Raw genomic sequence first — 21,599 nt, 5'->3', positions numbered from 1 at the left:
GCTCAGTACTGGGGGATGCTGGGATCGATCTCCTGACTCCAGGCCAGGATGCCGCCCTTCAGGTTTTTGACGTCGCGGAAGCCCGCCTCGCGTAGCAGCTTCGTGGCCCGTGCCGAGCGCGCCCCCGAGCGGCAGTACACGACGATTTCGCGGTCGCGGTAGGGCTCCAGTTCCGAAAGCCGCTCGGGCAGCTCGTCGACCGGAATCAGCAGGTCATGCTCGATGCTGGCAATCTGCACCTCGTGCGGCTTGCGCACGTCCAGGATGACCGGCCGGTCGCCGCGCTCCAGGCGGGCCTTCAGCTCATGCACCGTGATTTCGGGCACCTCGCTTTCGGCCGTCTGCTGCGCGGCCGCCTCGCCGTTGCGTGAGGGCAGGCCGCAGAACTGTTCGTAGTCGATCAGTTCATGGATCGTGCGATGCTCGCCGCAGATCGGGCACTCGGGGTTCTTCCGCACCTTGAGCGTGCGGAACTGCATGTGCAGCGCGTCGACCAGCAGCAGCCGGCCGATGAGCGGCGTCCCGATCCCGAGAATCATCTTGATGACCTCGGTGGCCTGGATGGTGCCCACCAGACCCGGCAGCACGCCCAGCACGCCACCTTCGGCGCAGGAGGGAACCAGTCCGGGCGGCGGTGGCTCCGGGTAGAGGCACCGGTAGCACGGCCCGTCGGGCGTGCCGAAGACCGACACCTGACCCTCGAACCGGAAGATCGAAGCGTAGACGTTGGGCTTGCCGGCCAGGACGCAGGCATCGTTGACCAGGTAGCGCGTCGGGAAGTTGTCGGTCCCGTCGGCCACCAGATCGTATTCTTTGATGATGTCGAGCGCGTTCTCGCTGGTCAGGCGCGTTTCGTAGAGGTCTACCTGCACGTGGGGATTGATGTCGAGGATGCGATCACGCGCCGACTCCAGCTTGGGGCGGCCGACGTCTTTCGTGCCGTGCAGCACCTGGCGCTGCAGGTTCGTCTCGTCGACCACGTCGAAGTCGACAAGGCCCAGGCGGCCCACACCGGCAGCCGCCAGGTAGAGCGCCAGCGGCGAGCCCAGGCCGCCGGCACCGACCAGCAGCACCGAGGCCGCCTTCAGCTTCTTCTGACCTTCCAGGCCGACTTCGGGCAGGATCAGGTGGCGGTTGTAGCGCCGGAGTTCTTCCGGTGTCAGCGTAATGTCGGCTGTGGTTACAGGCATGGCTGGTTTCGCTGATGGTTTAAAGACGTCCACCGGCAACCGATGGCACGATGGAAAGCTCGGCGCCCGGCTTCAGGGGCGTTGCCTCGCGCTGCAGGTAGCGAATGTCTTCGTCGCCCAGGTAGATGTTCACGAACGAGCGCAGACGCCCTTCTTCGTTGAACAGATGCGGCTTCAGCCGGGGAAACTGTTCCACCAGTTGCTGCAACGCTTCGCCTACCGTGGCGCCGCTCACCTCGACGGTTTCCTGATTGTTGGTAAAACCTCGGAGCGGCGTGGGGATCCGGATCGTCACGGTTGCGGTCGTCGTGCTCATGCTGCTTACTCAGGTTTGATCGACGGAGGTTGTTTCGGGTTCTATTTCGATAGCTTCGGATTCAAAGCGGGTGCGGTCGGGCGACAGATGCCAGGCGGTCAGCTCGCCGGCCCGGCCCTGATGCACGGCGACGATCACGTAGGTATAACCCGGGAAAGTGGCTTCGGCCAGATCGGTGGCCGAAGGGCGGGCGGGATGGTCCGGGTGGGAATGGTAGAAACCCACCACGTCCAACCCCTGCTGGCGGGCGGCCCGCTCGGCGGCCAGATAGTCGGACGGGGCGATCGTGTAGCGTCGCTCGCGCTGCTCGGCATGGCGGTTTTCCACGGGATAAAGCGCCAGCACGTGGTTGCCGTCCGGGCCGCTTTTGCCCAGCAGCAACCCGCAGCACTCTTCCGGATAGGTGGCTTCGCCGTGTTTCCGGATCTGATCGAGCAGCGATGCTTTGATTTTCATGGCGTTTCTTCCCAGAACGGTTCGCTCAGATAGCGGGCGCCGGTGTCGCACAGGACGGTGACCACGACGCCCCGGTCCAGTTGTTCGGCGATGCGCAGCGCCGCCGCGACGTTGGCACCGGACGACGGCCCGACGAACAGTCCCTCTTCGCGGGCCAACCGACGCGTCATCTCGAAGGCCTCTTCGGTGGAGCAGGTCAGGTGCTCGTCCACCAGCGAGGGATCGTAAATGCCCGGCACGATGGCCGTTTCCAGGTGCTTGAGCCCTTCCAGTCCGTGCAGCGGGGAGTCGGGCTGGAGGGCATAGCAGCGGATCGCCGGGTTGTGGGCTTTGAGCCGCCGGCTGACGCCGACGAACGTGCCCGTTGTGCCCAGTCCGGCCACGAAGTGCGTGACACGCCCGCCCGTCTGCTCCAGAATCTCGACGCCGGTGCCTTCATAGTGGGCGCGCCAGTTGGCGTCGTTGTTGTACTGGTCGGGGTAGAAGTAGCGGTCGGGTTCCTGCTGCACCAGTTCGCGCGCGTAGCGCTGGGCCCCGTCGGTGCCCTCCATGGGGTCCGTCAGGATCAACTCCGCGCCGTAGGCCTTCAGGATGCGTTTGCGCTCGGGCGAGGCGTTGGCCGGCATGGCCAGCGTCACCGGAAAACCGAGCGCGGCCCCCAGCATGGCGTAGGCAATGCCCGTGTTGCCGCTGGTGGCGTCGATGAGCACGCGCCCCTCGCGTAGCGCCCCGCTCCGCAGGCCTTCGAGCACCATGCGCAGCGCCGGCCGATCCTTTACCGAGCCGCCGGGATTCAGGTGCTCGGCCTTGACGTAGACGGCCACCGTCTCGGGCAGGTGGCGCGCAACCCGCCGGAGGCGAATCAGCGGCGTATGGCCGATGGCGCGAATCAGCTCGGTGCCGGAGAGCGGGCGCGTGTTCGTGGCAGTCTGTAGCGTTTCGGCAAACATAAGCAGACGCAGGTTCGGGAAATAAAAAACCCCTCGCGGAAGCTTCCGGAGGGGCAACCTGTGCGTGGCGTGTTGGCGCTGCTATGTCTTACGTGCTGCTTTCGCCGGTGCACACGCACCTGTTGCCCCCCCCGATCGGGCGGGCACAACAACAACAGCAACACCGGTGCACAGGCGAAAGCATCATGGCCTTACACGGCAAATTCTGCTCACCAAACGAAAGGGACCGGGAAAAGTTCTCCCGGTGCGTCCCAGGCTTTTGCAAAAATCCCGAGAGAAAGCCGGTGGTACGGCTTTTGAAGAAAATACAAAAAGCAGAACGATGATCCAACCGATGGAGGTAGCCGATGGCTCGTTTACTGCTGCTCGGCGGTGCGCTGCTGCTGACGGGATGGTGGTTCCGGCACCAGAAGGGAGGCGTCCGCAGGTCGGCTCCCGCGGAAGAAGTCTTTCTTTTTGTGTGAGTTGAAAAGTCCCTTAAGTTTTTCTACGTAGTGCCGATACCCCGCATAGACGGGGTCATCCACGGCTTGTGGGGTGGTGGTTCACGGGGGACGTCGGCGCCAGCAGCCGTCCCTGAACGCAGGTTCCCTCGGTGGATGAGGCGCGCAGGCCCGGTGCTTTTGGGGTGGGCACCGGGCCTCTTTTTTATGGTTCCACTGCTACCTCAGATTGTATCTTCACAACACCGCTTCGGCACAGGTTCTGATAAGTGTCCGGGGCGGTGTTTTGCAAACAGAGCTGAGATCCTATGGAATCGCTGGTGGTCGATAAAGCCACGCTGCTGGAGCGGATTCGGACGAAGGAGGCGGTGGTGGGCGTGGTGGGGCTGGGCTACGTGGGCTTGCCCTTTGCCGTGGAGAAGGCCAAGGTGGGCTACCGCGTCATCGGCATTGAGCAGAATCCCCGCCGGGCCGAGAAGATTAGCCGCGGAGAGAACTACATCCGGGACGTGCGCGACGAGGAGCTGCGGCGTCTGGTGGCCGAAGGTCGGATCGTGGCCGAGACCGACTTCGGGCGCGTGCCGGAGATGGACGTGGTGGTCATCTGCGTGCCCACGCCGCTGACGAAGAACCTGACGCCGGACCTGCAGTACGTCGAGCGCGTCACGCACGAGATCGGGCGGCGGTTGCGCCCGGGCCAGCTCATCAGTCTGGAGTCGACGACCTATCCAGGCACGACCGAGGAGGTGATGCTTCCGATTCTGGAGGGCGAGAGCGGGTTGAAGGTCGAGCGGGACTTTTTCCTGGCGCACTCGCCCGAGCGGGTCGATCCGGGCAACCAGCGCTACACGACGAAGAACACCTCGAAGGTGGTGGGCGGCGTGGGGCCGGAGAGCCTGGAAGTGGCCGTGGCCTTTTACAGCCAGACGATCGAGCACGTGGTGCCGGTCTCGAGCGCGAAGGCGGCCGAGCTGGTGAAGGTTTTCGAGAACACGTTTCGGGCGGTGAACATTGCGCTGGTCAACGAGCTGGCGCTGCTGTGCGACCGGATGGGGTTGAACGTGTGGGAGGTGCTGGAGGCGGCCTTTACGAAGCCGTTCGGAATCATGCCGTTCTGGCCGGGACCGGGCGTGGGCGGCCACTGCATTCCGGTCGATCCGCACTATCTGGAGTGGAAGGCGAAGGAGCTGAACTTCAACACGCATTTCATTGCGCTGGCGGGGGAGATCAACCGGAAGATGCCGGAGTTCGTGCGGGAGAAGGCCTACCGGGTGTTGAACCGGCTGGGGGTGGCACCTTCGCGGGCGCGGGTGCTGCTGCTGGGGGTGGCCTACAAGCGGGACCTGGAGGACTGGCGCGAGAGTCCGGCGCTGGAGGTGCTGCGGCTGCTGGAAGCCGACGGGGTGACGGTGCGTTACCATGATCCGTACGTGCCGGAGGTGACGCTCGGGGGGCGGAGCTACCGGAGCGTGCCGCTGACGCGCGAGGAGGTGGCGGCGGCGGATCTGGTGATCATCACGACGGACCACAGCATGATCGACTACCGGTGGGTGGTCGAGCAGGCGCGTGCGGTGCTGGACACGCGCTACGCGACGCGTGGCATTGAAAGCGAAAAGATTGTGCTGCTATGAAGCGATTTGCGCTCACGGGCGCAGCGGGCTACATTGCGCCGCGTCATCTGAAGGCGATCCGTGAGGTGGGGGGCGATCTGGTGGCGGCACTGGACGTGGTGGACGCGGTGGGGGTGCTGGACCGGTACTTTCCGGAGGCGGCGTTTTTCCTGCACCCGGAGCTTTTTGAGGCGCACTTGGAGGATCTGCGGGATCGGGGCGAGGGGGTCGATTACGTGTCGATCTGCGTGCCGAACTTTTTGCACGGGGCGCACATTCGGCTGGCGTTTCGGGTGGGGGCCGATGCTTTGTGCGAGAAGCCGCTGGTTCTGGAGCCGTCGGAGCTGGATCGGCTGGCGGAGCTGGAGGCGAGGTCGGGGCGCAGGGTGTGGACGGTGCTGCAGCTTCGGGTGCATCCGGCGCTGGCGGCACTTCGGGAGCGGCTGCTGGGCGAGGGCGCGGTCAGGGACGTGGAGCTGACCTACATCACGGGTCGGGGTCCGTGGTATCTCAGGAGCTGGAAGGCGCGTGAGGAGCTCAGCGGTGGGGTGGCGATGAACATCGGGGTGCACTTTTTTGATCTGTTGCACTGGTTGTTCGGGGGTCTGGAGCGGGCGGAGTTGCACGTGCGGACGGCGACGACGATGGCGGGGTATCTGGAGCTGGAGCGGGCGCGGGTGCGGTGGTTTCTGTCGATCGATGCGCGCTATGTGCCGGAGGCGTTGCGGGCGCAGGGGCAGCGGACGTACCGGTCGATCCGGATCGACGGGGAGGAGGTGGAGTTTTCGGGCGGGTTTACGGAGTTGCACACGGAGGTGTATCGTCGGACGCTTGGGGGCGCGGGATTCGGGCTTGCGGAGGCGCGGGCGGCGATCGAGACGGTGGATCGGTTGCGTCGGCTGGAGGTGGTGCGGGCACACAACGGTCAGCGACACAGCCTGGTGGCGGCATGAGCTGGTGGAAGCACGAGACGGCCGTGGTGGATGAAGGTGCCCGGATCGGGGAGGGCACCAGGATCTGGCATTTCAGCCACGTGATGGGCGGTGCGGAGATCGGGGCGCACTGCACGCTGGGGCAGAACGTGTTCGTGGCGCGGGGGGTGAAGGTGGGGGACCATTGCAAGATTCAGAATAATGTGTCGCTCTACGAGGGGGTGGAGCTGGAGGACTACGTGTTCTGCGGGCCGAGCATGGTGTTTACGAACGTGCGGACGCCGCGGGCGGCGTTTCCGCGGAAGGGGTCGTATGTGCGGACGCTGGTGCGCTACGGGGCGTCGATCGGGGCGAATGCGACGATTGTGTGCGGGGTGACGATCGGGCGGTGGGCGCTGGTGGCGGCCGGTGCGGTGGTGACGAAGGATGTGCCGGACTACGGGCTGGTGGCGGGGGTGCCGGCGCGCCTGGTGGGATGGGTGTGCGAGTGCGGGATCCCGCTCTGTTTCGAGGGGCGGGAGGCCACCTGTCGGGAGTGCGGCCGCCGATACGTGCAGGAGGACGAGCAGACCGTGCGCCGGCTGGAAACGCCCTGAAGGACTTCAAGTCTTTTTCAACTGGACGGCGTGCTGCGACCGTTCATCGTGGCTTTTGGACCGGTGAGCCGATAGAACCTTGCATTTTTCCCGCCGTTATTGTTCTGTCCCTTCACCGTCGCTTTACAAACAACGATATGCGACGATATTGCCCGTAAAGCGAAGTTTTACCAACCGCTGTCGTGCTATGGATCGGTCGTTTGCGCGGGGTGCGGGCAAGGGGCTTCGGCTCGAACACTTCCTGAGCGGTGCAGCGGACGTTGAGCGCGCCCAGTACGAGATCCTGGCCGCCCTGCAGGAGACACACCGGGAGTTTTCACGGAACGTCATCTATCCCTACCTGAGCGATCTGATTCAGTTGTTCGAGCAGTTGCAACACATTCTGCGAGGCCTGGAGGGTATTCGAAATGCCGCGCCCGGTGAGGTGCGCCAGGTGGACTGGGAGGCCTGTCGGATCATCTACGAGCGTCCGGCCTTCGATGCCGACCGGATCGCCGCCGTAGAGGAGCTGATCCGCTGGGCACTGCCCCACATCCAGGAAGCCATCGAAGAGGGGCGAACGATTTTCGAGTTCGTCGAGGAGCACCTGCACATGGAGCCCGTCGGCATCGTGCCTTCCTATCAGGAAGAAGGATACCTGATCGTGCCGGATCAGCGGGGCGGGCTGCTGCACGTGCTGCAGTATCAGCTCTCGGTGGTCAGTGGTGGCTCGGAGCGCTATCGGACGCTTCGCACCGTACACCTGAAGCAGATTCCGATCCGGGGGGTCTATCCGGCGCCGCAACGCATCAAGCTGGACCTGATTGCCGAGCGGCGTGAGTTGCCCAACCCGGCCACCTATTTCTTTGCCACGGATCTGGACTTTCCGTTTGCGCAGACCGTGCTGCCGGTGGCCAAGCGCAAGCTCATGCGGTACCTGTTCACGCAGGTTGGCCGCGCCTGAAAAGAAAACCGGGCGGCGTCCGGCGGCGCCGGAGCGCCGGACCGGACACCACCCGGTGTCGCGCAGCCACTCGGAGCAGGCTCAGCGCTCGATGGGGGCACCCACCAGGTTGCCCCACTCGGTCCAGGAGCCGTCGTAGTTCCGGACGTTCTCGTAGCCGAGCAGCTCGTGCAGCACGAACCAGGAGTGCGACGAGCGCTCGCCGATGCGGCAGTAGGTGATGACGGGCTTGTCGGGCGTCACCCCTTTGCTGGCATAGAGCGCCTGCAATTCTTCGATCGATTTGAAAGTGCCGTCTTCGCGCACCGCCTGCGACCAGGGGATGTTCGTCGCGCCCGGAATGTGGCCACCGCGCTGGGCCGTTTCCGACAGGCCCGGAGGCGCCAGGATCTCGCCACGGAATTCCTCAGGCGAACGCACATCGACCAGCGCGAAGCGCTCCTGACGAATCAGTTCGGCCACGTCGTCGCGGAAGGCACGCAGGTGCGCGTTGATGCGCGTGACTTTGTAACCGGTCGGCTCGTAGGTGGGCACCTCGGTGGTCAGCGGACGGTTTTCGGCCACCCACTTTTTGCGGCCGCCGTCCATCAGGCGCACGTCTTCGTGGCCGTAGTACTTCATGAGCCAGTAGGCCCAGGCGGCAAACCAGTTGTTGTTGTCGCCGTAGAGGACAACGGTCGTTTCGGGACGGATGCCCGAGCGGCTCAACAGCTCCTCGTAGTCGGCCTGCTTGATGATGTCGCGGGTGAGCTGATCCTGAAGCTGCGTTTTCCAGTTCCAGCCCACGGCGCCGGGCAGGTGGCCCGTTTCGTAGGCCGACGTGTCGACGTCTACCTCGACGAAGCGCACGTTGGGATCGTTCAGGTGCGCCTCGGCCCATTCGGTGTCCACCAGAACGGCGGGTCGTGTGGATGTCTGTGCCATGGCTGTTGCTCGTGTTTGGTTTTCAGGTTACGGGTTGCTGTTCCTGCAGGGAAGTCACGGAAATCGTGACCGGAGTAGGGTTGCTCAGGTTGTCGTTGACCGGGCAGCGGTCGTTGATGCGGGCCAGCCATTCCTGCAGCGTGGCTTCGTCGGCATCCGCATCGACTCGGAGCTGGACTTCGATCTGTTTGTAGCCGGCACGTTCGGCGTCGGAGCGGCCGAAGAGCCGGTCCGGGTTCAGTGTGCCCTTCAGTTCGATTTCCAGCCGGCGAATCGTAAAGCCCAGCTCCTGGGCGATCAGGTGGGCCATCACGTTCAGACACCCGCCAAAGCCGATCAGCACGTACTCCACGGGATTGGGCGCCTCGTCGGTGCCGCCCAGCTCTTCGGGCTCGTCGACCAACACCGTGAAGCGGCGGGTCTGGGCCCGAAAGCGGGCCGGACTTTCGGCCACGCCGCTGACGCGAAATACCAGGTCTTCAGTGGGCTGCATAGGCATCCTGGGGTTGGTGGGTGGGTTGGGTGAGTTCTTCCTGGTAGCGGGCGAAGAGCCGCGCCATGGTGTCGGGATCCGGCAGCTCGGCGGCCACCGCTTCGCCGACCAGCTCGGCAATGCGGGCGCGCGCTTCGGCAAAGCGTTGCGCGCGGAGCAGATCGAGCACGTCGCTGTCGACCAGCGCGTACCAGCGGGCTTTGCGCTCGGCAAAGTTCGGATAGTGCGTCGCCATGGGCAGGCGCAGTGCGCCCATGAGGTCCAGAAAGAGCGCGTATTCGGGGCCCAGGCGCTGCTCCAGCTCTTCACGGAGACGTACCGAGAGGGCCGGGGCGTGCCCGCTGGTCGAGATGGCAATTACCAGCGCGCCGCGACGCACGACCGAGCCGGCCACGAAAGTGCAGTGCGGCACGTCGTCCATTGCGTTGATCAGCACGCGCTCGCGCTGTGCCTCCTGCCAGATGGGTTCGGTCGCCTCGGGATTGGTGACGGCCACGATGGTCAGGAAGGCACCCTGCAGGTCGCCCGGGCGGTACCAGCGGGCGTGCCAGGTGAGGCGTCCTTCCTCGGCCCATGCCCGCAGTCGGGGCGTGATCGTTTCGCTGACGAGGACGACGTCGGCGCCGCAGGCCAGCAGATCGGCCACCTTGCGCTCGGCCTCGTGCGTGCCGCCGAAGACCACGCAACGACGTCCTTCCAGGTTGTTCAGAAAGATCGGATAGACACGCATGGCTCAGGGCTCAGAGGGCTGGGTTTCGGGATGCAGGCTGAAAGGCGAGGGGGTCGGCTCCGGATGGAACCAGGCCAGCTCGTCGGCCAGGCGGGCCACCTCGCCGACCACGACGGTGGCGGGTGTGCTCAGATGCGCCGCCCGCTCGGCGATGTCGGCCAGCGTGCCGAGCACGCACTGCTGGGCGGCGGTGGTGCCGTTGCTGATGACGGCCACGGGCGTATCGGGCGCGCGGCCGTGCGCCTGGAGCGTGCGGACCAGTTCGGGCAGGCGGCGCAGCCCCATCAGCAGCACGAGCGTATCGACGCGGGCCAGCGCCGACCAGTCCAGCGCGAGCGCCTCCAGGTCGCAGCGGTGGCCCGTCACGACGGCAAACGAGCCGGCCACGCCGCGCTGGGTGACCGGAATGCCGGCGTAGGCAGGCACGGCGATGGCACTGGTGACGCCCGGCACAACCTCGAAGGGGATGCCGGCCTGTGCCAGTGCACGGGCTTCTTCGCCGCCCCGACCGAAAACGAACGGATCGCCGCCCTTCAGGCGCACGACGATCAGATTGCGCCGGGCCCGGTCGATCAGCAGCTCCTGGATCGCCTCCTGGGGCAGCACGTGGCGGCCGGGCGTCTTGCCCACGTAGATGCGCTCGGCCGTTGCAGGCACCTCGTCCAGCAGGGCCGGGTGCACCAGCCGGTCGTAGACGACCACCTCGGCCTGACGCAGCAGCGTCAGCCCCCGCACGGTGATCAGCTCCGGGTCGCCCGGACCGGCGCCGACCAGGTAAACCTTGCCGCGCTCAACGGGACGGTTATGGGAATGCAGCATGGTTGCAGTTGCAGGAAAAAGGAAAACGTTCAGGATGCGCAACGAAAAAGCCCCTCACCGCAGGGCGGGAGGGGCGCTGTATCGAACGATCGGCTGCAGTTCAACCACAGAGGCTACAGGTACAGCAGGCCCCTCCCGTGTGCGGGCAACAACACGGACAACCGCAACAGGGGAAAAGGCCGGGTACCTGCATGGGAATCACGGGCGTTTTGTAAAACAGGTTGCCGGAATTTACAACCGAAATCCGCCGAACGCAACTTCAGGCGGCAACGGTGGCCGGTTCGTAGGCCAGCGCCTGTTCCAGGTCGGCAATCAGGTCGTCGGTGGCCTCGATGCCGACCGACAGGCGGATCAGGTTGTCCGTAATGCCGGCGGCCTCGCGTTGTTCCGGGCGCATCGACGCATGGCTCATCGTGGCCGGATGCTCGATGAGCGACTCGACGCCGCCCAGCGATTCGGCCAGCGTGAACACCCGCGTGGACCGCAGGATATGGTGGACGGCCTCCAGGCCCCCTTTGACCGTGAACGAAACCATGCCGCCGAACCCCTTCTGCTGGCGCGCCGCGATCTCGTGCCCTTCATGCGAAGGCAGGCCCGGATAAAAAACCTGCTCGACGTTGGGATGCTGCGCCAGGAAGCGCGCCACGGCCATCGCGTTGTGCTCGTGCTGACGAATGCGCACCGGAAGCGTCTTCAGCCCGCGCAGCACGAGCCAGCAATCGAAGGGTCCGGCGATGGTGCCGTGGGCGTTCGCCACGAACTGCAGCTGCTCGTTCAATTCCTCGGTGCGGACGATGACCGCCCCGCCGATGACGTCGGAGTGGCCGTTCAGGTACTTCGTGGTCGAGTAAACGACGATGTCGGCGCCGAAATCCATGGGTCGCTGCTGGAGCGGCGACAGGAAGGTGTTATCCACCACCACCAGCAGGTCGTGGGCTTTCGCGAAGCGACAGAGCGCATCCAGATCGACAATGCGCAGCAGCGGGTTGGAGGGCGTTTCCACCCAGATGATCCGGGTGTTCGGTCGGATGGCCGCCTCGACGGCCTGCAGGTCGCGCAGATCGACGAACGACACCTCCAGCTTGCTCTGTCGTGCGAGCAGGCTCAGCAGCCGCTCGGTGCCGCCGTAGCAATCGTGGGCGCAGATCACATGGATGCCATGGTCGAACATGGCCAGCACGGTCGAAACGGCCGCCATGCCGCTGGTGGTGGCTACGGCGCCGGCGCCGCCCTCCAGGTCGGCCAGCACCTCTTCCAGCGCACGCCGTGTCGGGTTGCCGCTGCGCGAATAGTCGTATCCTTTCGTCAACCCGACATCCTCGAAGCGGAACGTGGCGCACTGGTAAATGGGAAGAACGATGCTGTTGTAGCTGGAGTCGGTCTGCTGACCGGCCAGCGTCAGACGCGTCTGTGGCTGCATAGGCCTTGATCGGTTCTTGATGATGAAAACGACTTCCTGCAATAGCTCTCATCAAGAACCGAGCGTACAGAACCCCGGCAAACGCCAGAAGCTGCTCTCATCTTCCCCGGAAGCGTATCGACCGAAAACGGGAGGAACTGCGGCGCGGCACGCAGGGCGTCCCTCATCGTTCCCGGTCTGCCTTCCGGGCAGGATTTAGCACCGGACGGCACCTCCCTGCCGGCAGGAGATGCCCGGTTGCTACGGCGTCATCGGGCCTGTTCCCTCAGCCGTTCTTGATGAGATTGACGCAAAGATACGGGCATCAGGCCAGGGAAGGCAAGCCAGCCGGAATTTCTTGATCCAATCTCAATCTCCCAGGAGCAGCTTGGCCAGGCCACCGGCCGCTTCTTCGCGCAGGTGCTGAATGACGGCGCGGGCCGCCTTCAGACCGGAGTGCAGCGCGTCGATCACGGAAATGCCCTCCAGATAATTGCCGGCCAGAAACAGGCCGGATCGGCTCATTTCCACGTCCAGCACACAGGCATGAACCGCATCGTAGCCCAGCCGATACTGGGGAATCGAGCGCTCCCAGCGCCAGACGTGCCGGAAGACCGGCGCGCCCGAAATGCCCAGCAGCCGGCGCAGATCCTGCAGCACCAGCGCCTCCAGACGGTCCTCGGGCAACAATGCCTGTTCGGGATGCCGCATGCCGCCGACGAACGTGGTCAGCAGCACGTGGCCTTCGGGTGCCCGATCCGGAAAGAGCGACGAGGAAAACAGCGTGCCCAGAATCTGAAAGTCCCGCTCCGCGGCCGGCACCAGCATCCCGAAGCCGTCCAGCGGGTGGGCTACCTGCTCGCGCCGGAAGCCCAGCGCCACCAGTGCGATCGGAGGGTGTGGAACGGTGCCGAGCGGGCGGCGCTCCAGCGGCGGATGCATCCGGAGCTGTGCCAGCCGATGCAGCGGTATGGCACAGATGATAATGTCGAAGAACCGCGTCGAGGCATGGCTGCCCTGACGGAACGCCAGCGTCCAGGGATTTTTCTCATCCCAGCGAATGGCCAGCACTTCGGCGTTGCGAATGATCGCATGTGGTGGCAGCCGCTCGGCCAGTGCCCGGGGCAGCATGTGCAGGCCCTCGACAAACGAGAACATCGAGCGGCGTGGGGCCGGGTGATACCGCTGCTTCATCCGATCGCGGATCAGGCCCCAGAAAAGCGAGCCGTATTGCTGCTCCAGTTCGAACAGCTTGGGAAAGGCGTAGCGCACCGAAAGCTGCTCGGGATCTCCGGCAAAGATGCCGGCCACAAAGGGCTCCACCAGGTAGTCCAGCACCTCCGGTCCCAGCCGACGCCGCGCAAACTTGGCCACGCTTTTCTCGGTGCTCCGGTGGGCCCGGGGAATGAACGGCTCGGCCAGCAGGCGCAGACGTGCGCGCGGGGAAAGCAGCGGCGTGCGCAGCAGTTCGCGCGGCGAGCGTGGCAGGGGTATCGGCCGGCCACCCCGCACGATGAAGCGATTCGCCGCGACCGGTCGGGCCGGAATGCACGCGTCCTCCAGATCCACCTGTCGCAGCAACTCTTCGAAGTCGCCCGAGGTGCGCTGGAGCGTCTGAGGGCCGAGCTCCACCAGAAAGCCGTCGATCCGCTCCGACTGGATGAAGCCGCCGATGCGGTCGGTGGCTTCGAAGACTGTTACTTCCAGGCCACGACGGTGCAGCTCATAGGCGGCCGTCAGACCGGCAATGCCGGCTCCGATGATTCCCACAGAAGCCATAAATGCAGGCTTGCCTTTTTGCCGGGGCACGCTTTTCTTCAGGAAAGCCCGAAGCGCTAACGAAGAACCCTTCGGGAAAGTCGCAAAAATTCTGAAGAAAAATACGATCAGCCATGCTGTTTCTGAAAAGCATCTTCGTACTGCTGCACATTCTGACGGCGGCCGCCTGGTTCGGTCTGGGACTCCGGCTGGCGGCGCAGGCGCGCCGTGCGCTGACCCTTTCGCCACCGGCGGCGCAGGCGCTGCTCGAAGAAGGAGCAACCACGGTGCGCCAGATGGGCATGTTTCTGGTAGCCACCCTGGTTTTTGGCCTGGGCGCTCTGTTTACCGGAGGCGGGTTTGCCGTGTACGGCCCGCCCTACCACACAAGCCTGCTGTTGCTCCTGGTGCTGATCGGCCTCCAGTGGGGGCTGTTGCGGCCGGCCTGGCGCGGGCTGCAGCAGGCACTTGGCGGCGATGCATCCAATGCCCAGCAGGCCGAACGCCTGCGCAAGCGCGTTGCCATGGCCGTGGGCGTGGGGCATTTCCTCTGGGTGGTCATTCTCGTGCTCATGTACTGGAACACGCTGGTGGCCACGCTGCAATAGACTTCGGAACCGCCCTGTTCGCCCTCCCGTTTTCTTTGAAGAAAAACAGAATCATAAAACGAACAGGGTACTATGGCAACCAGGCAGATGGAGGAAAGCTGGGAACGGACCAAAGAGCAGATTCGGATCATCTGGGGCGACATTCTCAGCGATCAGGAGCTGCAGAAAGCACGGGGCGACCTGCACACGATGGTCGCGCTCATTCACGAGAAGACAGGCGAATCGCGCGAGGAGATCCTCCAGAAGATGGAAGCTATTCTTTAAGGAACGCCCTGGCGTGGCTGAGGCGACGTTTGCGGTGGAAGGAACCGTTCTTATCTTGCAACCCTGTAGTTAGATCAATTTGGAAGCGCTTTTTTGATCGCTGGACATGGAAAAAAGCAGTACGCAGGTGGCGGCCGGGCTGGGCTCGCTGCTGGCCGCCGATAAACCCACCGTGCAGCACTGGATTGCCCAGCACCGGGCTCTAATCGAAGCATTGCAGCGCCAGGCCGAGCAGATCCGGCAGGGCGGTGGCCCGAAGCGCATGGAACGCGAACATCAGCGGGGCAAGCTGACCGCACGCGAGCGCATCGCCCGTCTGCTGGACGATCCCGACGAGTTCTGGGAGCTGGGGCTCTGGGCGGGCTACGGCATGTACGAAGAGGAAGGCGGCTGTCCGGCCGGCGGGACCGTCATGGGACTGGGGCGCGTGAGCGGCCACCTGTGCATCATCGTAGCCAACGACGCCACCGTCAAGGCCGGTGCCTGGTTTCCCATTACCGTCAAGAAAAACCTCCGGGCGCAGGAGATCGCCCTGCAGAACCGCATCCCGATCATCTATCTGGTCGATTCGGCGGGCGTCTACCTGCCCATGCAGGACGAGATCTTCCCGGACCGGGACCACTTCGGCCGCATTTTCTTCAACAACGCGCGGCTGTCGAGCCTCGGGGTGCCGCAGATTGCCGCCATCATGGGAAGCTGTGTGGCCGGCGGGGCCTACCTGCCCATCATGAGCGACGAAGCGCTCATCGTGCAGGGTACCGGCTCGGTGTTTCTGGCCGGACCCTACCTGGTGCGGGCGGCCATCGGCGAGATCGTCGATGCCGAAACGCTGGGCGGGGCCACCACGCACACGGAAATCTCGGGCGTGACCGACTACAAAATGCCCGACGATGAGGCGTGCCTGGAGACGATCCGACGCCTGATGTCGCACCTGGGACCGCGCCCGCGGGCGGGCTTCCCGCGCAGCACGCCACGGCCGCCGGCCTTCCCGCCCGAAGACCTCTACGGCCTGGTGCCGCCCGATCTGCAGCAACCCTACGATATGCGCGAAGTGATCGCCCGGATCATCGACGCGGACTCCTGGACGGAGTACAAGGCCGGCTACGGTCAGACCATCATCACGGGCTACGCCCGGATCGACGGCTGGAGCGTGGGCATCGTGGCCAATCAGCGGCTGGTCGTCCGCAGCCGCCAGGGCGAAATGCAGGTGGGCGGCGTTATCTACTCCGACTCGGCCGACAAGGCGGCCCGCTTCGTCATGAACTGCAACCAGAAACGCATTCCCATTGTGTTTCTGCAGGATGTGACGGGTTTCATGGTGGGCAAGCGGGCCGAGCACGGCGGCATCATCAAGGACGGCGCCAAGCTGGTCAACGTGGTGGCCAACTCGGTCGTGCCCAAGTTCACCGTGGTGGTGGGCCACTCGTTCGGCGCCGGCAACTACGCGATGTGCGGCCGCGCCTACGAGCCGCGCCTGATGCTGGCCTGGCCGACGGCCCGCATTGCCGTCATGGGCGGCAAGCAGGCGGCGCAGACGCTGCTGCAGGTGCAGCTCGGCAAGTACGAACGGGAAGGCAAAACGCTCTCGGAAGAAGAAAAGCAGCGCCTGCTGGAAGAGATCGAGTCGCGCTACGAAGCGCAGACCTCCGCCTACTATGCGGCCGCCCGGCTCTGGGTCGATGCCATCATCGATCCGGCCGAAACGCGCCGCTGGATCAGCCTCGGCATCGAGATGGCGGATCATAACCCCGACCTTCCGCCGTTTAACCCCGGCGTCCTGCAGGTCTGAGCGCGACTTGCCGAAAAGGACGCCACGTGTTATATTCCAGCGCTTTTTGCTTGAGTGAGAAACCGTAGCGCAACGAAAACGAAACGGACTCATGGGCAAAGGAGATCGTCGCACGCGACGCGGGAAGATCTGGCGCGGCACCTACGGCAAATATCGCCCGAAGAAAAAGAAGAAACAGCAGCAGGAGGCCGCCGCAGCCGCCAAGTAATGCTGCGGCTTTCGGTGAATTGTTTTTCAGGGTCGGTTCGACGCCGGCCCTTTTTTGTGCTATCCGGTGCTCTGCATGGCGGCGGCGATGCCGTTGATGCTCAGGAACAGGGCGCGCCGGAGCGGCTCCCGATCGGCCTCGGGCGCCTGGCGATAGCGTCGCATCAGTTCGAGCTGCACCAGGTTCAGCACATCGGTGTACGGATTGCGGAGCTGCACGGATTTGCGGATGATCGGATCGTGATCGAGCAGCTCTTCCTGATCGGTGATGCGCAGGATGGCCGTACGGGCCCGCTGAAAATCTTCTTCGATCATCTGGTGGAATGCCGTCGGGCCGTCGCCCAGCAGCCGGTCGTAGTAGGCGGCAATTTCCAGGCGGGCGCGGACCATCTCGCGCTGGGCGTTCTGCAGTACGGTGCGGAAAAATGGCCAGGACTGATACCAGGTGCGGAGCGTCTCCAGGTGCTCGGGCGAGGCCTGGAGCAATTCGTCGAGGGCCTGGCCGATCCCGAACCAGCCCGGAATCAGGTAGCGGACCTGGGTCCAGGCGAAGACCCAGGGGATGGCCCGCAGGCTTTCGAAATCGACTTCGCGGGCGCTGCTGCGCGAGACCGGCCGCGAGGCGATGGGCAGGCGGCTGATCTGCTCGATCGGAGTGATGCGCGTGTACCACGACCAGAAGTCGGGCGCGTCGATCAGGCGCCGGTAGGCCCGCATGGAGCGCGCGGCCAGCTCGTCCATCAGGCGGTTGCGCGTGGCTGGATCGGTGCCGTCGCTTCCGGAAGCGGCCGGGAGGCCGACCACGCGGAGCATGGCATTGACGATCTGCTCCAGGTGGCGATGGGCGATCTCGGGCAGCGCATAGCGAAACGAGATCACCTCGCCCTGCTCGGTGAAGCGAATGCGGCCGTTGTGGACGATCGGCGGCATGGCCAGGATAGCCTGGTTGGCACGGCCGCCGCCGCGACCGACGGTGCCACCGCGTCCGTGAAACAGCCGGAAGTCCACGCCGTGGCGGCGGCACACTTCGGCCAGTTGCTCCTGCGCCCGATGCAGCGCCCAGTTGGCCATCCAGTAGCCCCCGTCTTTCGTGCTGTCGGAGTAGCCCAGCATGATCTCCTGAAAGCCGCCGCGGGCAGCCACCTGCATCCGGTAGACGGGGTGGCTCAGGATGGCTTCCATGCGGCTGGCCGCCGCCTCCAGGTCTTCGATCGTCTCGAAAAGCGGCACGAAATCGATGGGGCAGCGCACGTTGCCCGGCCTGCCGGTGCGCGGGTCGCGTTCGTAGTGCCAGAGCCCGACTTCTTTGGCCAGCAGCATGGGCTCGAGCAGATCGCTGACGGTGTGCGTCATGCTCACGATGTAGCTGCCCACGAGGCGAGGGTCGAGCTGCACCAGCTCGCGGATGACCGCGAAGGTCTCCAGCACCTGCCGCGTGGCTTCCGACACCCGGGCCCCCGGCGGCAGCAGCGGCCGCGGATTGCTCAGTTCGTCGGCCAGCAGCTCCTGGCGGCGCGACTCGGGCAGGGCCCGGTAGTCGTTCTCGACCCCGGCCAGCCTGAGCAGCTCGGCCACGGCGGCTTCGTGCACGCTGCTGTGCTGGCGCACGTCGAGCGTGACCAGATGAAAGCCGAACGTCTGGGCCAGCACCAGCAGACGCGTGAGCTGATCGTGCCGCGCAATGCGCTCCAGACCGCAGGCTTCCAGGCAGCGCTGCAACAGCCGCAGGTCTTCGACGAAGGCGTCGGCGTCGTAGTCGGGCGCAGGTTGCGACGGATCGTCCAGCGCCTGGAGCAGCCCGTGCAGCCGCCCCATGATGTAGGAGATCTTCAGTCGGAACGACTCGTGCCGGAACTGGCGAAGCACATGGGGCGGGAGCAATACTTCCCGGGCGTCGCGGGCCAGCGAGCGGCGTAGCTCCTCCGGGGGCGGCACGTAGCGATCCGAAAGACTCAGCCGGCGTCGGAGCTGGCGCAGCTCCTCCATGTAGCGCTGGAGCACCAGCCGTCGCTGCGTCAGGGCCGTCCAGCGCGTGATTTCCGGCGTGACGTAAGGGTTGCCGTCGCGGTCGCTCCCGATCCAGGAGCGGTAGCGCAGAAACGGCCGGAAGTCCGCGTCGGTGCCGTAGTAGCGGCGCAGCGCCCGGCGCACGTCTTCATGAATGCGGGGCACTGCCTCCCAGATCGTGCTCTGAATGAAGTACAGACCCTGTTCGACTTCGTCCCGGACGGTGGGGCGTTCCTCGCGCACCTCGGCCGTGCCCAGCAGCAGCGTGATCTGGTTGTGCAGGTCCACCAGCAGGGCTTCCTGCTCCTCGGGCGTGAGCCGGCAGCGGCGTTGCTGCGAAAGCAGCCGGGCGATGTGCTGCTGCTTGTAGAGGATGCTGCGGCGGCGTGCTTCGGTGGGATGGGCGGTCAGCGTGGGCTGAATGTCCAGCCGCTCCAGCAACGCCAGCACTTCGTCGAGCGTCCGGCCCTGCTGCTTGAGCGCCAGGATGGCCTCATCGATCGACTCCGGACGCGGATGTTCGGGCGTGCTCTGCTGCGCTCGTTCCCGGTTGATCCGGATGATTTCCTGCTGCTCGGCCTGGTTGACCAGGTGGAAAAAGGCCGTATAGGCGCGCAGCAGCCACAGCAGTTCGTCGTAGGTGGCGCTGTGGATACGCATGTAGGCCTGCTCCCGGAGTTCCGGGCGGCTGTCCAGGGCCGCCTGCTTGCACAGGCGTCGCAGCGTCTCGACCAGCTCCAGCATTTCGGGACCGGCCATTTCCTGAATGACCTGTCCCAGCAGGCCGCCGAGCAGGTTCACGTGCTCGCTGAGCGGCCGGGAAATGCCGGTGCCTTCGATTTCGATCTGCAAAGGAGGAAGCACGCTCATCGCAGACTCTCTTCCAGGGCGGTGGCAGCGTTGGTACGGGCGTCGCGGTATTTGACGATGACCGGGGTGTAGAGCGAGAGGCCGTGCGCCTCGCCAAAGGCCGAGCGGACGGCGCGGGCGCCGGGTACGACCACGGCGTAGGGCGGCACCTCCAGCGGCTCGCCGGGTGCCGGGGCCAGGATGCGCTCGTGCACCAGGTCGTAGAGCTTCGTCGAGCCGGTCAGGATCACGCCAGGCGCCAGCACGGCCCCTTTCCGGACCAGGCAGCCTTCGTAGATGCCGCAGCCACCGCCCACGAACACGTCGTCTTCGATGATCACGGGCCGGGCGCCCACCGGTTCGAGCACCCCGCCGATCTGCGCGGCGGCCGACAGGTGCACGCGCTTGCCGATCTGTGCACAGCTTCCGACCAGCGCGTGCGAGTCGATCATCGTCCCTTCGTCCACATAGGCGCCGACGTTCACGTACATGGGCGGCATGCAGACCACGCCCGGCGCCAGGTAGGCGCCCGTGCGGATCGACGAGCCGCCGGGTACGATGCGCACCCGATCGGCCAGCGTAAGTGGCTTGAGCGGGTAGGTGTCCTTGTCGAAGAAGGGAAACCGCTCCGTCGAGTAATCGACCAGTTGCCCGATCCGAAAGCCCAGCAGGATGCCCTGCTTGACCCAGGCATGGGTGATCCAGCGGCCGTCTTCGGTGGGCGTGGCCGCCCGGATCGTGCCCCGGTTCAGGCCGTCGAGCAGTTCTTCGAACGCCTCGCGGGCGGCGCGCAGGTCCAGCGTCTCGGTCGGCTGCGCGGCCAGCACTTCGATCCGCTGGCGAAGCTTTTCGTGGACGTCGGTCAACATCATGGCTCGGTGTAAACTGCAGGAATTTTCGGAAACTGACGGAACATGGCGATTCGTCTCGTAGAAGGAAGGCCGGTGTCCATCAACCACGGCCTTTTCCAGAACGAGCCATGTCGGCAGAATTCGAAGGCGTGCTGCGCGCGGCGCTGACGCCGGTTGCGTTGATTTCGGGGGTCGGGCTGCTCCTGCTCAGCATGATCAATCGCTACCACCACGCCCTCAACCGCGTGCGCCAGCTCATGGCCGAGCGGTCCCGGACGGAAGACCCGCACGAACGGGATCGCCTGAGCCACTCCATTCAGATCATCTACCGGCGCTGTCATGTGATGAAAAACGCGATTCTCTCGATCCTGACCAGCATTCTGGCCAGCAGTCTGATCGTGCTCCTGACGGTGATCGAAGGACTGTGGGCGTTGCACTTCGAACCCGTCAAGAGCCTGCTGCTGTTTGTGGCCGTGGCGCTGGTCGGCGTGGCCGTCGTGCTGTTCGTGTTCGAGGTTCGCTATTCGCTCCGGGCGCTCCAGTTCGAGCTGGAAGAGGCCGGCTGATCAGGCCGTCGCCAGGAACGCCTCGAACGCTTCGAGCACGCGGCGGCGTGTGGCCTCGTCGAGCGGCACGAGCGGCAGCCGCACCACGTCCTCGATCAGGCCCATGGCGTGCAGCACGGCCTTGATCGGGATCGGGTTCGTCGCATAGAAGCACGCCCGCATGGCCGGCAGCAGCTCGAAGTGCAGCTTGCGTGCCTGCTCGAAGTCGCCGGCCAGTCCCGCCCGCACCAGGGCCGTGAAGCGTTCGGGCAGCGCGTTGCAGACGACCGAGATCACGCCGTCGGCGCCCAGCGCCAGCAGCGGCAGCGTGATTTCGTCGTCGCCGGCATAGACGGCCAGTTTGGGCGGCCGGTGCGCCAGGATGTCGGTGATCTGGGCCAGGTTGCCGGAAGCCTCCTTGATGCCCACGACCGTCGGAATCTCCTCGGCCAGGCGCAGCGTGGTCTCGGCCGTGATGTTGAAGCCGGTGCGGCCGGGCACGTTGTAGAGGATGATCGGCGTATCGACCGCCTCGGCGATGGCCGCCACGTGGGCGCGGAAGCCTTCCTGCGGGGGCTTGTTGTAGTAGGGGCCCACGATCAGCAGGCCGTCGGCGCCGGCCTGCGCCGCCTCGCGCGAAAAGACCAGGCTCTCGCTCGTCGAGTTGTTGCCGGTGCCCACGATGACGGGCACGCGGCCGTTCACATGCTCCAGCGTCAACTCCACGATGCGGCGGCGCTCGTCGGGCCAGATCGTGGCGTTTTCGCCGGTGGTGCCCAGTACCACGAGCGCATCGACGCCGCCCTCGATCTGGCGGTCGATCAGCCGGCGCAGCGCCGGTTCGTCCACCTTGCCGTCGCGCGTGAAGGGCGTCACGAGGGCGGGCGCCGTTCCTCGGAATACAGGTTGCGCAGCCATGG

22 protein-coding genes and 1 riboswitch are annotated in these 21,599 nt (G+C 65.2%); of the genes, 9 read left to right on the top strand and 13 right to left on the bottom strand.

All coding sequences use genetic code 11. From position 1 onward, the window contains the following. Positions 1-2 precede the first annotated feature (2 nt). From moeB to GYH26_RS09260, 4 genes are read right to left on the bottom strand one after another with little or no spacing between them, the layout of a single operon-like run. Positions 3-1,190 carry a molybdopterin-synthase adenylyltransferase MoeB gene (gene moeB, locus GYH26_RS09275; protein WP_161541407.1) on the bottom strand — a complete coding sequence of 396 codons (1,188 nt, stop codon included), beginning with the start codon at positions 1,188-1,190 and terminating at the stop codon, positions 3-5. A gap of 19 nt (positions 1,191-1,209) precedes the next feature. Beyond that, positions 1,210-1,506, bottom strand: a complete 297-nt coding sequence (locus GYH26_RS09270; RefSeq protein WP_054683079.1) for a ubiquitin-like small modifier protein 1 — start codon at positions 1,504-1,506, stop codon at positions 1,210-1,212. Between the two features lie 9 nt (positions 1,507-1,515). After that, positions 1,516-1,962 (bottom strand): Mov34/MPN/PAD-1 family protein, encoded by a 447-nt coding sequence (locus GYH26_RS09265; RefSeq protein ID WP_161541406.1) that lies wholly within the window; start codon positions 1,960-1,962, stop codon positions 1,516-1,518. After that, complete coding sequence (locus tag GYH26_RS09260) at positions 1,959-2,912, bottom strand: PLP-dependent cysteine synthase family protein (RefSeq protein WP_161541405.1); 954 nt, start codon at positions 2,910-2,912, stop codon at positions 1,959-1,961. Before GYH26_RS09260 ends, GYH26_RS09265 begins: the two co-directional genes overlap by 4 nt. A 751-nt stretch (positions 2,913-3,663) precedes the next feature. Here GYH26_RS09260 and GYH26_RS09255 point away from each other — a divergent pair. The 4 genes from GYH26_RS09255 (at position 3,664) to GYH26_RS09240 (ending at position 7,436) form a co-directional block, all read left to right on the top strand. Then, positions 3,664-4,986 (top strand): nucleotide sugar dehydrogenase, encoded by a 1,323-nt coding sequence (locus tag GYH26_RS09255; protein WP_161541404.1) that lies wholly within the window; start codon positions 3,664-3,666, stop codon positions 4,984-4,986. Further along, positions 4,983-5,918: a Gfo/Idh/MocA family protein gene (locus tag GYH26_RS09250; RefSeq protein ID WP_161541403.1), complete on the top strand. Its 936-nt coding sequence runs from the start codon at positions 4,983-4,985 to the stop codon at positions 5,916-5,918. The genes GYH26_RS09255 and GYH26_RS09250 overlap by 4 nt, the downstream gene beginning before the upstream one ends. Further along, a complete protein-coding gene (locus GYH26_RS09245; RefSeq protein ID WP_161541402.1) occupies positions 5,915-6,493 on the top strand; it encodes an acyltransferase in 579 nt (192 codons plus the stop codon). Before GYH26_RS09250 ends, GYH26_RS09245 begins: the two co-directional genes overlap by 4 nt. 187 nt (positions 6,494-6,680) lie before the next feature. Then, positions 6,681-7,436 (top strand): hypothetical protein, encoded by a 756-nt coding sequence (locus GYH26_RS09240; protein WP_161541401.1) that lies wholly within the window; start codon positions 6,681-6,683, stop codon positions 7,434-7,436. 81 nt (positions 7,437-7,517) lie between these two features. Here the strand turns inward: GYH26_RS09240 and GYH26_RS09235 are convergent, their stop codons facing one another. The 6 genes from GYH26_RS09235 to hemG all read right to left on the bottom strand — a co-directional run bounded on the left by GYH26_RS09235 (position 7,518) and on the right by hemG (position 13,580). Next, entirely contained in the window at positions 7,518-8,360 is an 843-nt protein-coding gene (locus GYH26_RS09235) for a sulfurtransferase (RefSeq protein ID WP_161541400.1), read from the bottom strand. Positions 8,361-8,382: 22 nt separating this feature from the next. Beyond that, the gene (locus GYH26_RS09230) at positions 8,383-8,853 is read right to left on the bottom strand and encodes an OsmC family protein (protein WP_161541399.1); all 471 of its coding nucleotides are present in this window, start codon (positions 8,851-8,853) and stop codon (positions 8,383-8,385) included. Beyond that, positions 8,840-9,583, bottom strand: coding sequence for a precorrin-2 dehydrogenase/sirohydrochlorin ferrochelatase family protein (locus GYH26_RS09225; RefSeq protein WP_054683093.1), 744 nt, complete (start codon positions 9,581-9,583; stop codon positions 8,840-8,842). Before GYH26_RS09225 ends, GYH26_RS09230 begins: the two co-directional genes overlap by 14 nt. Positions 9,584-9,586: 3 nt before the next feature. Further along, a complete protein-coding gene (cobA, locus tag GYH26_RS09220; protein WP_161541398.1) occupies positions 9,587-10,402 on the bottom strand; it encodes a uroporphyrinogen-III C-methyltransferase in 816 nt (271 codons plus the stop codon). A 259-nt stretch (positions 10,403-10,661) separates the two neighbouring features. Further along, the gene (locus GYH26_RS09215; RefSeq protein ID WP_161541397.1) at positions 10,662-11,822 is read right to left on the bottom strand and encodes a trans-sulfuration enzyme family protein; all 1,161 of its coding nucleotides are present in this window, start codon (positions 11,820-11,822) and stop codon (positions 10,662-10,664) included. 160 nt (positions 11,823-11,982) lie between these two features. Then, positions 11,983-12,107: riboswitch (SAM riboswitch) on the bottom strand. 63 nt (positions 12,108-12,170) lie between these two features. Then, the gene (hemG, locus tag GYH26_RS09210) at positions 12,171-13,580 is read right to left on the bottom strand and encodes a protoporphyrinogen oxidase (protein ID WP_161541396.1); all 1,410 of its coding nucleotides are present in this window, start codon (positions 13,578-13,580) and stop codon (positions 12,171-12,173) included. A gap of 113 nt (positions 13,581-13,693) precedes the next feature. Between hemG and GYH26_RS09205 the strand changes: the two genes are divergently transcribed. The 4 genes from GYH26_RS09205 (at position 13,694) to GYH26_RS09190 (ending at position 16,428) form a co-directional block, all read left to right on the top strand. After that, complete coding sequence (locus tag GYH26_RS09205) at positions 13,694-14,167, top strand: hypothetical protein (RefSeq protein WP_161541395.1); 474 nt, start codon at positions 13,694-13,696, stop codon at positions 14,165-14,167. Positions 14,168-14,239: 72 nt separating this feature from the next. Next, entirely contained in the window at positions 14,240-14,431 is a 192-nt protein-coding gene (locus GYH26_RS09200; protein ID WP_161541394.1) for a general stress protein CsbD, read from the top strand. A gap of 106 nt (positions 14,432-14,537) precedes the next feature. Next, entirely contained in the window at positions 14,538-16,220 is a 1,683-nt protein-coding gene (locus GYH26_RS09195; protein WP_161541393.1) for an acyl-CoA carboxylase subunit beta, read from the top strand. A 91-nt stretch (positions 16,221-16,311) separates the two neighbouring features. Further along, positions 16,312-16,428 carry a 30S ribosomal protein THX gene (locus tag GYH26_RS09190; protein ID WP_161541392.1) on the top strand — a complete coding sequence of 39 codons (117 nt, stop codon included), beginning with the start codon at positions 16,312-16,314 and terminating at the stop codon, positions 16,426-16,428. 59 nt (positions 16,429-16,487) lie between these two features. On the opposite strand, the gene ppc is transcribed toward GYH26_RS09190, so the two are convergent. Together ppc and GYH26_RS09180 are read right to left on the bottom strand one after the other, a co-directional pair. Then, a complete protein-coding gene (ppc, locus tag GYH26_RS09185; RefSeq protein ID WP_161541391.1) occupies positions 16,488-19,304 on the bottom strand; it encodes a phosphoenolpyruvate carboxylase in 2,817 nt (938 codons plus the stop codon). Beyond that, the gene (locus GYH26_RS09180; protein WP_014066749.1) at positions 19,301-20,155 is read right to left on the bottom strand and encodes a 2,3,4,5-tetrahydropyridine-2,6-dicarboxylate N-succinyltransferase; all 855 of its coding nucleotides are present in this window, start codon (positions 20,153-20,155) and stop codon (positions 19,301-19,303) included. The genes ppc and GYH26_RS09180 overlap by 4 nt, the downstream gene beginning before the upstream one ends. Before the next feature lie 107 nt (positions 20,156-20,262). On the opposite strand from GYH26_RS09180, the gene GYH26_RS09175 reads away from it, so the two are divergent. Beyond that, complete coding sequence (locus GYH26_RS09175) at positions 20,263-20,700, top strand: DUF2721 domain-containing protein (protein ID WP_012844156.1); 438 nt, start codon at positions 20,263-20,265, stop codon at positions 20,698-20,700. Here the strand turns inward: GYH26_RS09175 and dapA are convergent, their stop codons facing one another. Further along, the gene (gene dapA / locus GYH26_RS09170; protein WP_012844155.1) at positions 20,701-21,597 is read right to left on the bottom strand and encodes a 4-hydroxy-tetrahydrodipicolinate synthase; all 897 of its coding nucleotides are present in this window, start codon (positions 21,595-21,597) and stop codon (positions 20,701-20,703) included. It lies immediately after the preceding gene. Positions 21,598-21,599 lie beyond the last annotated feature (2 nt).

It is taken from the genome of Rhodothermus marinus (assembly GCF_009936275.1).
In the GTDB taxonomy this organism is placed as follows: Bacteria; Bacteroidota; Rhodothermia; order Rhodothermales; family Rhodothermaceae; genus Rhodothermus; species Rhodothermus marinus_A.
Note: the sequence above shows the minus strand (reverse complement) of the source record. Positions and strands in the feature narration are given on the sequence as shown.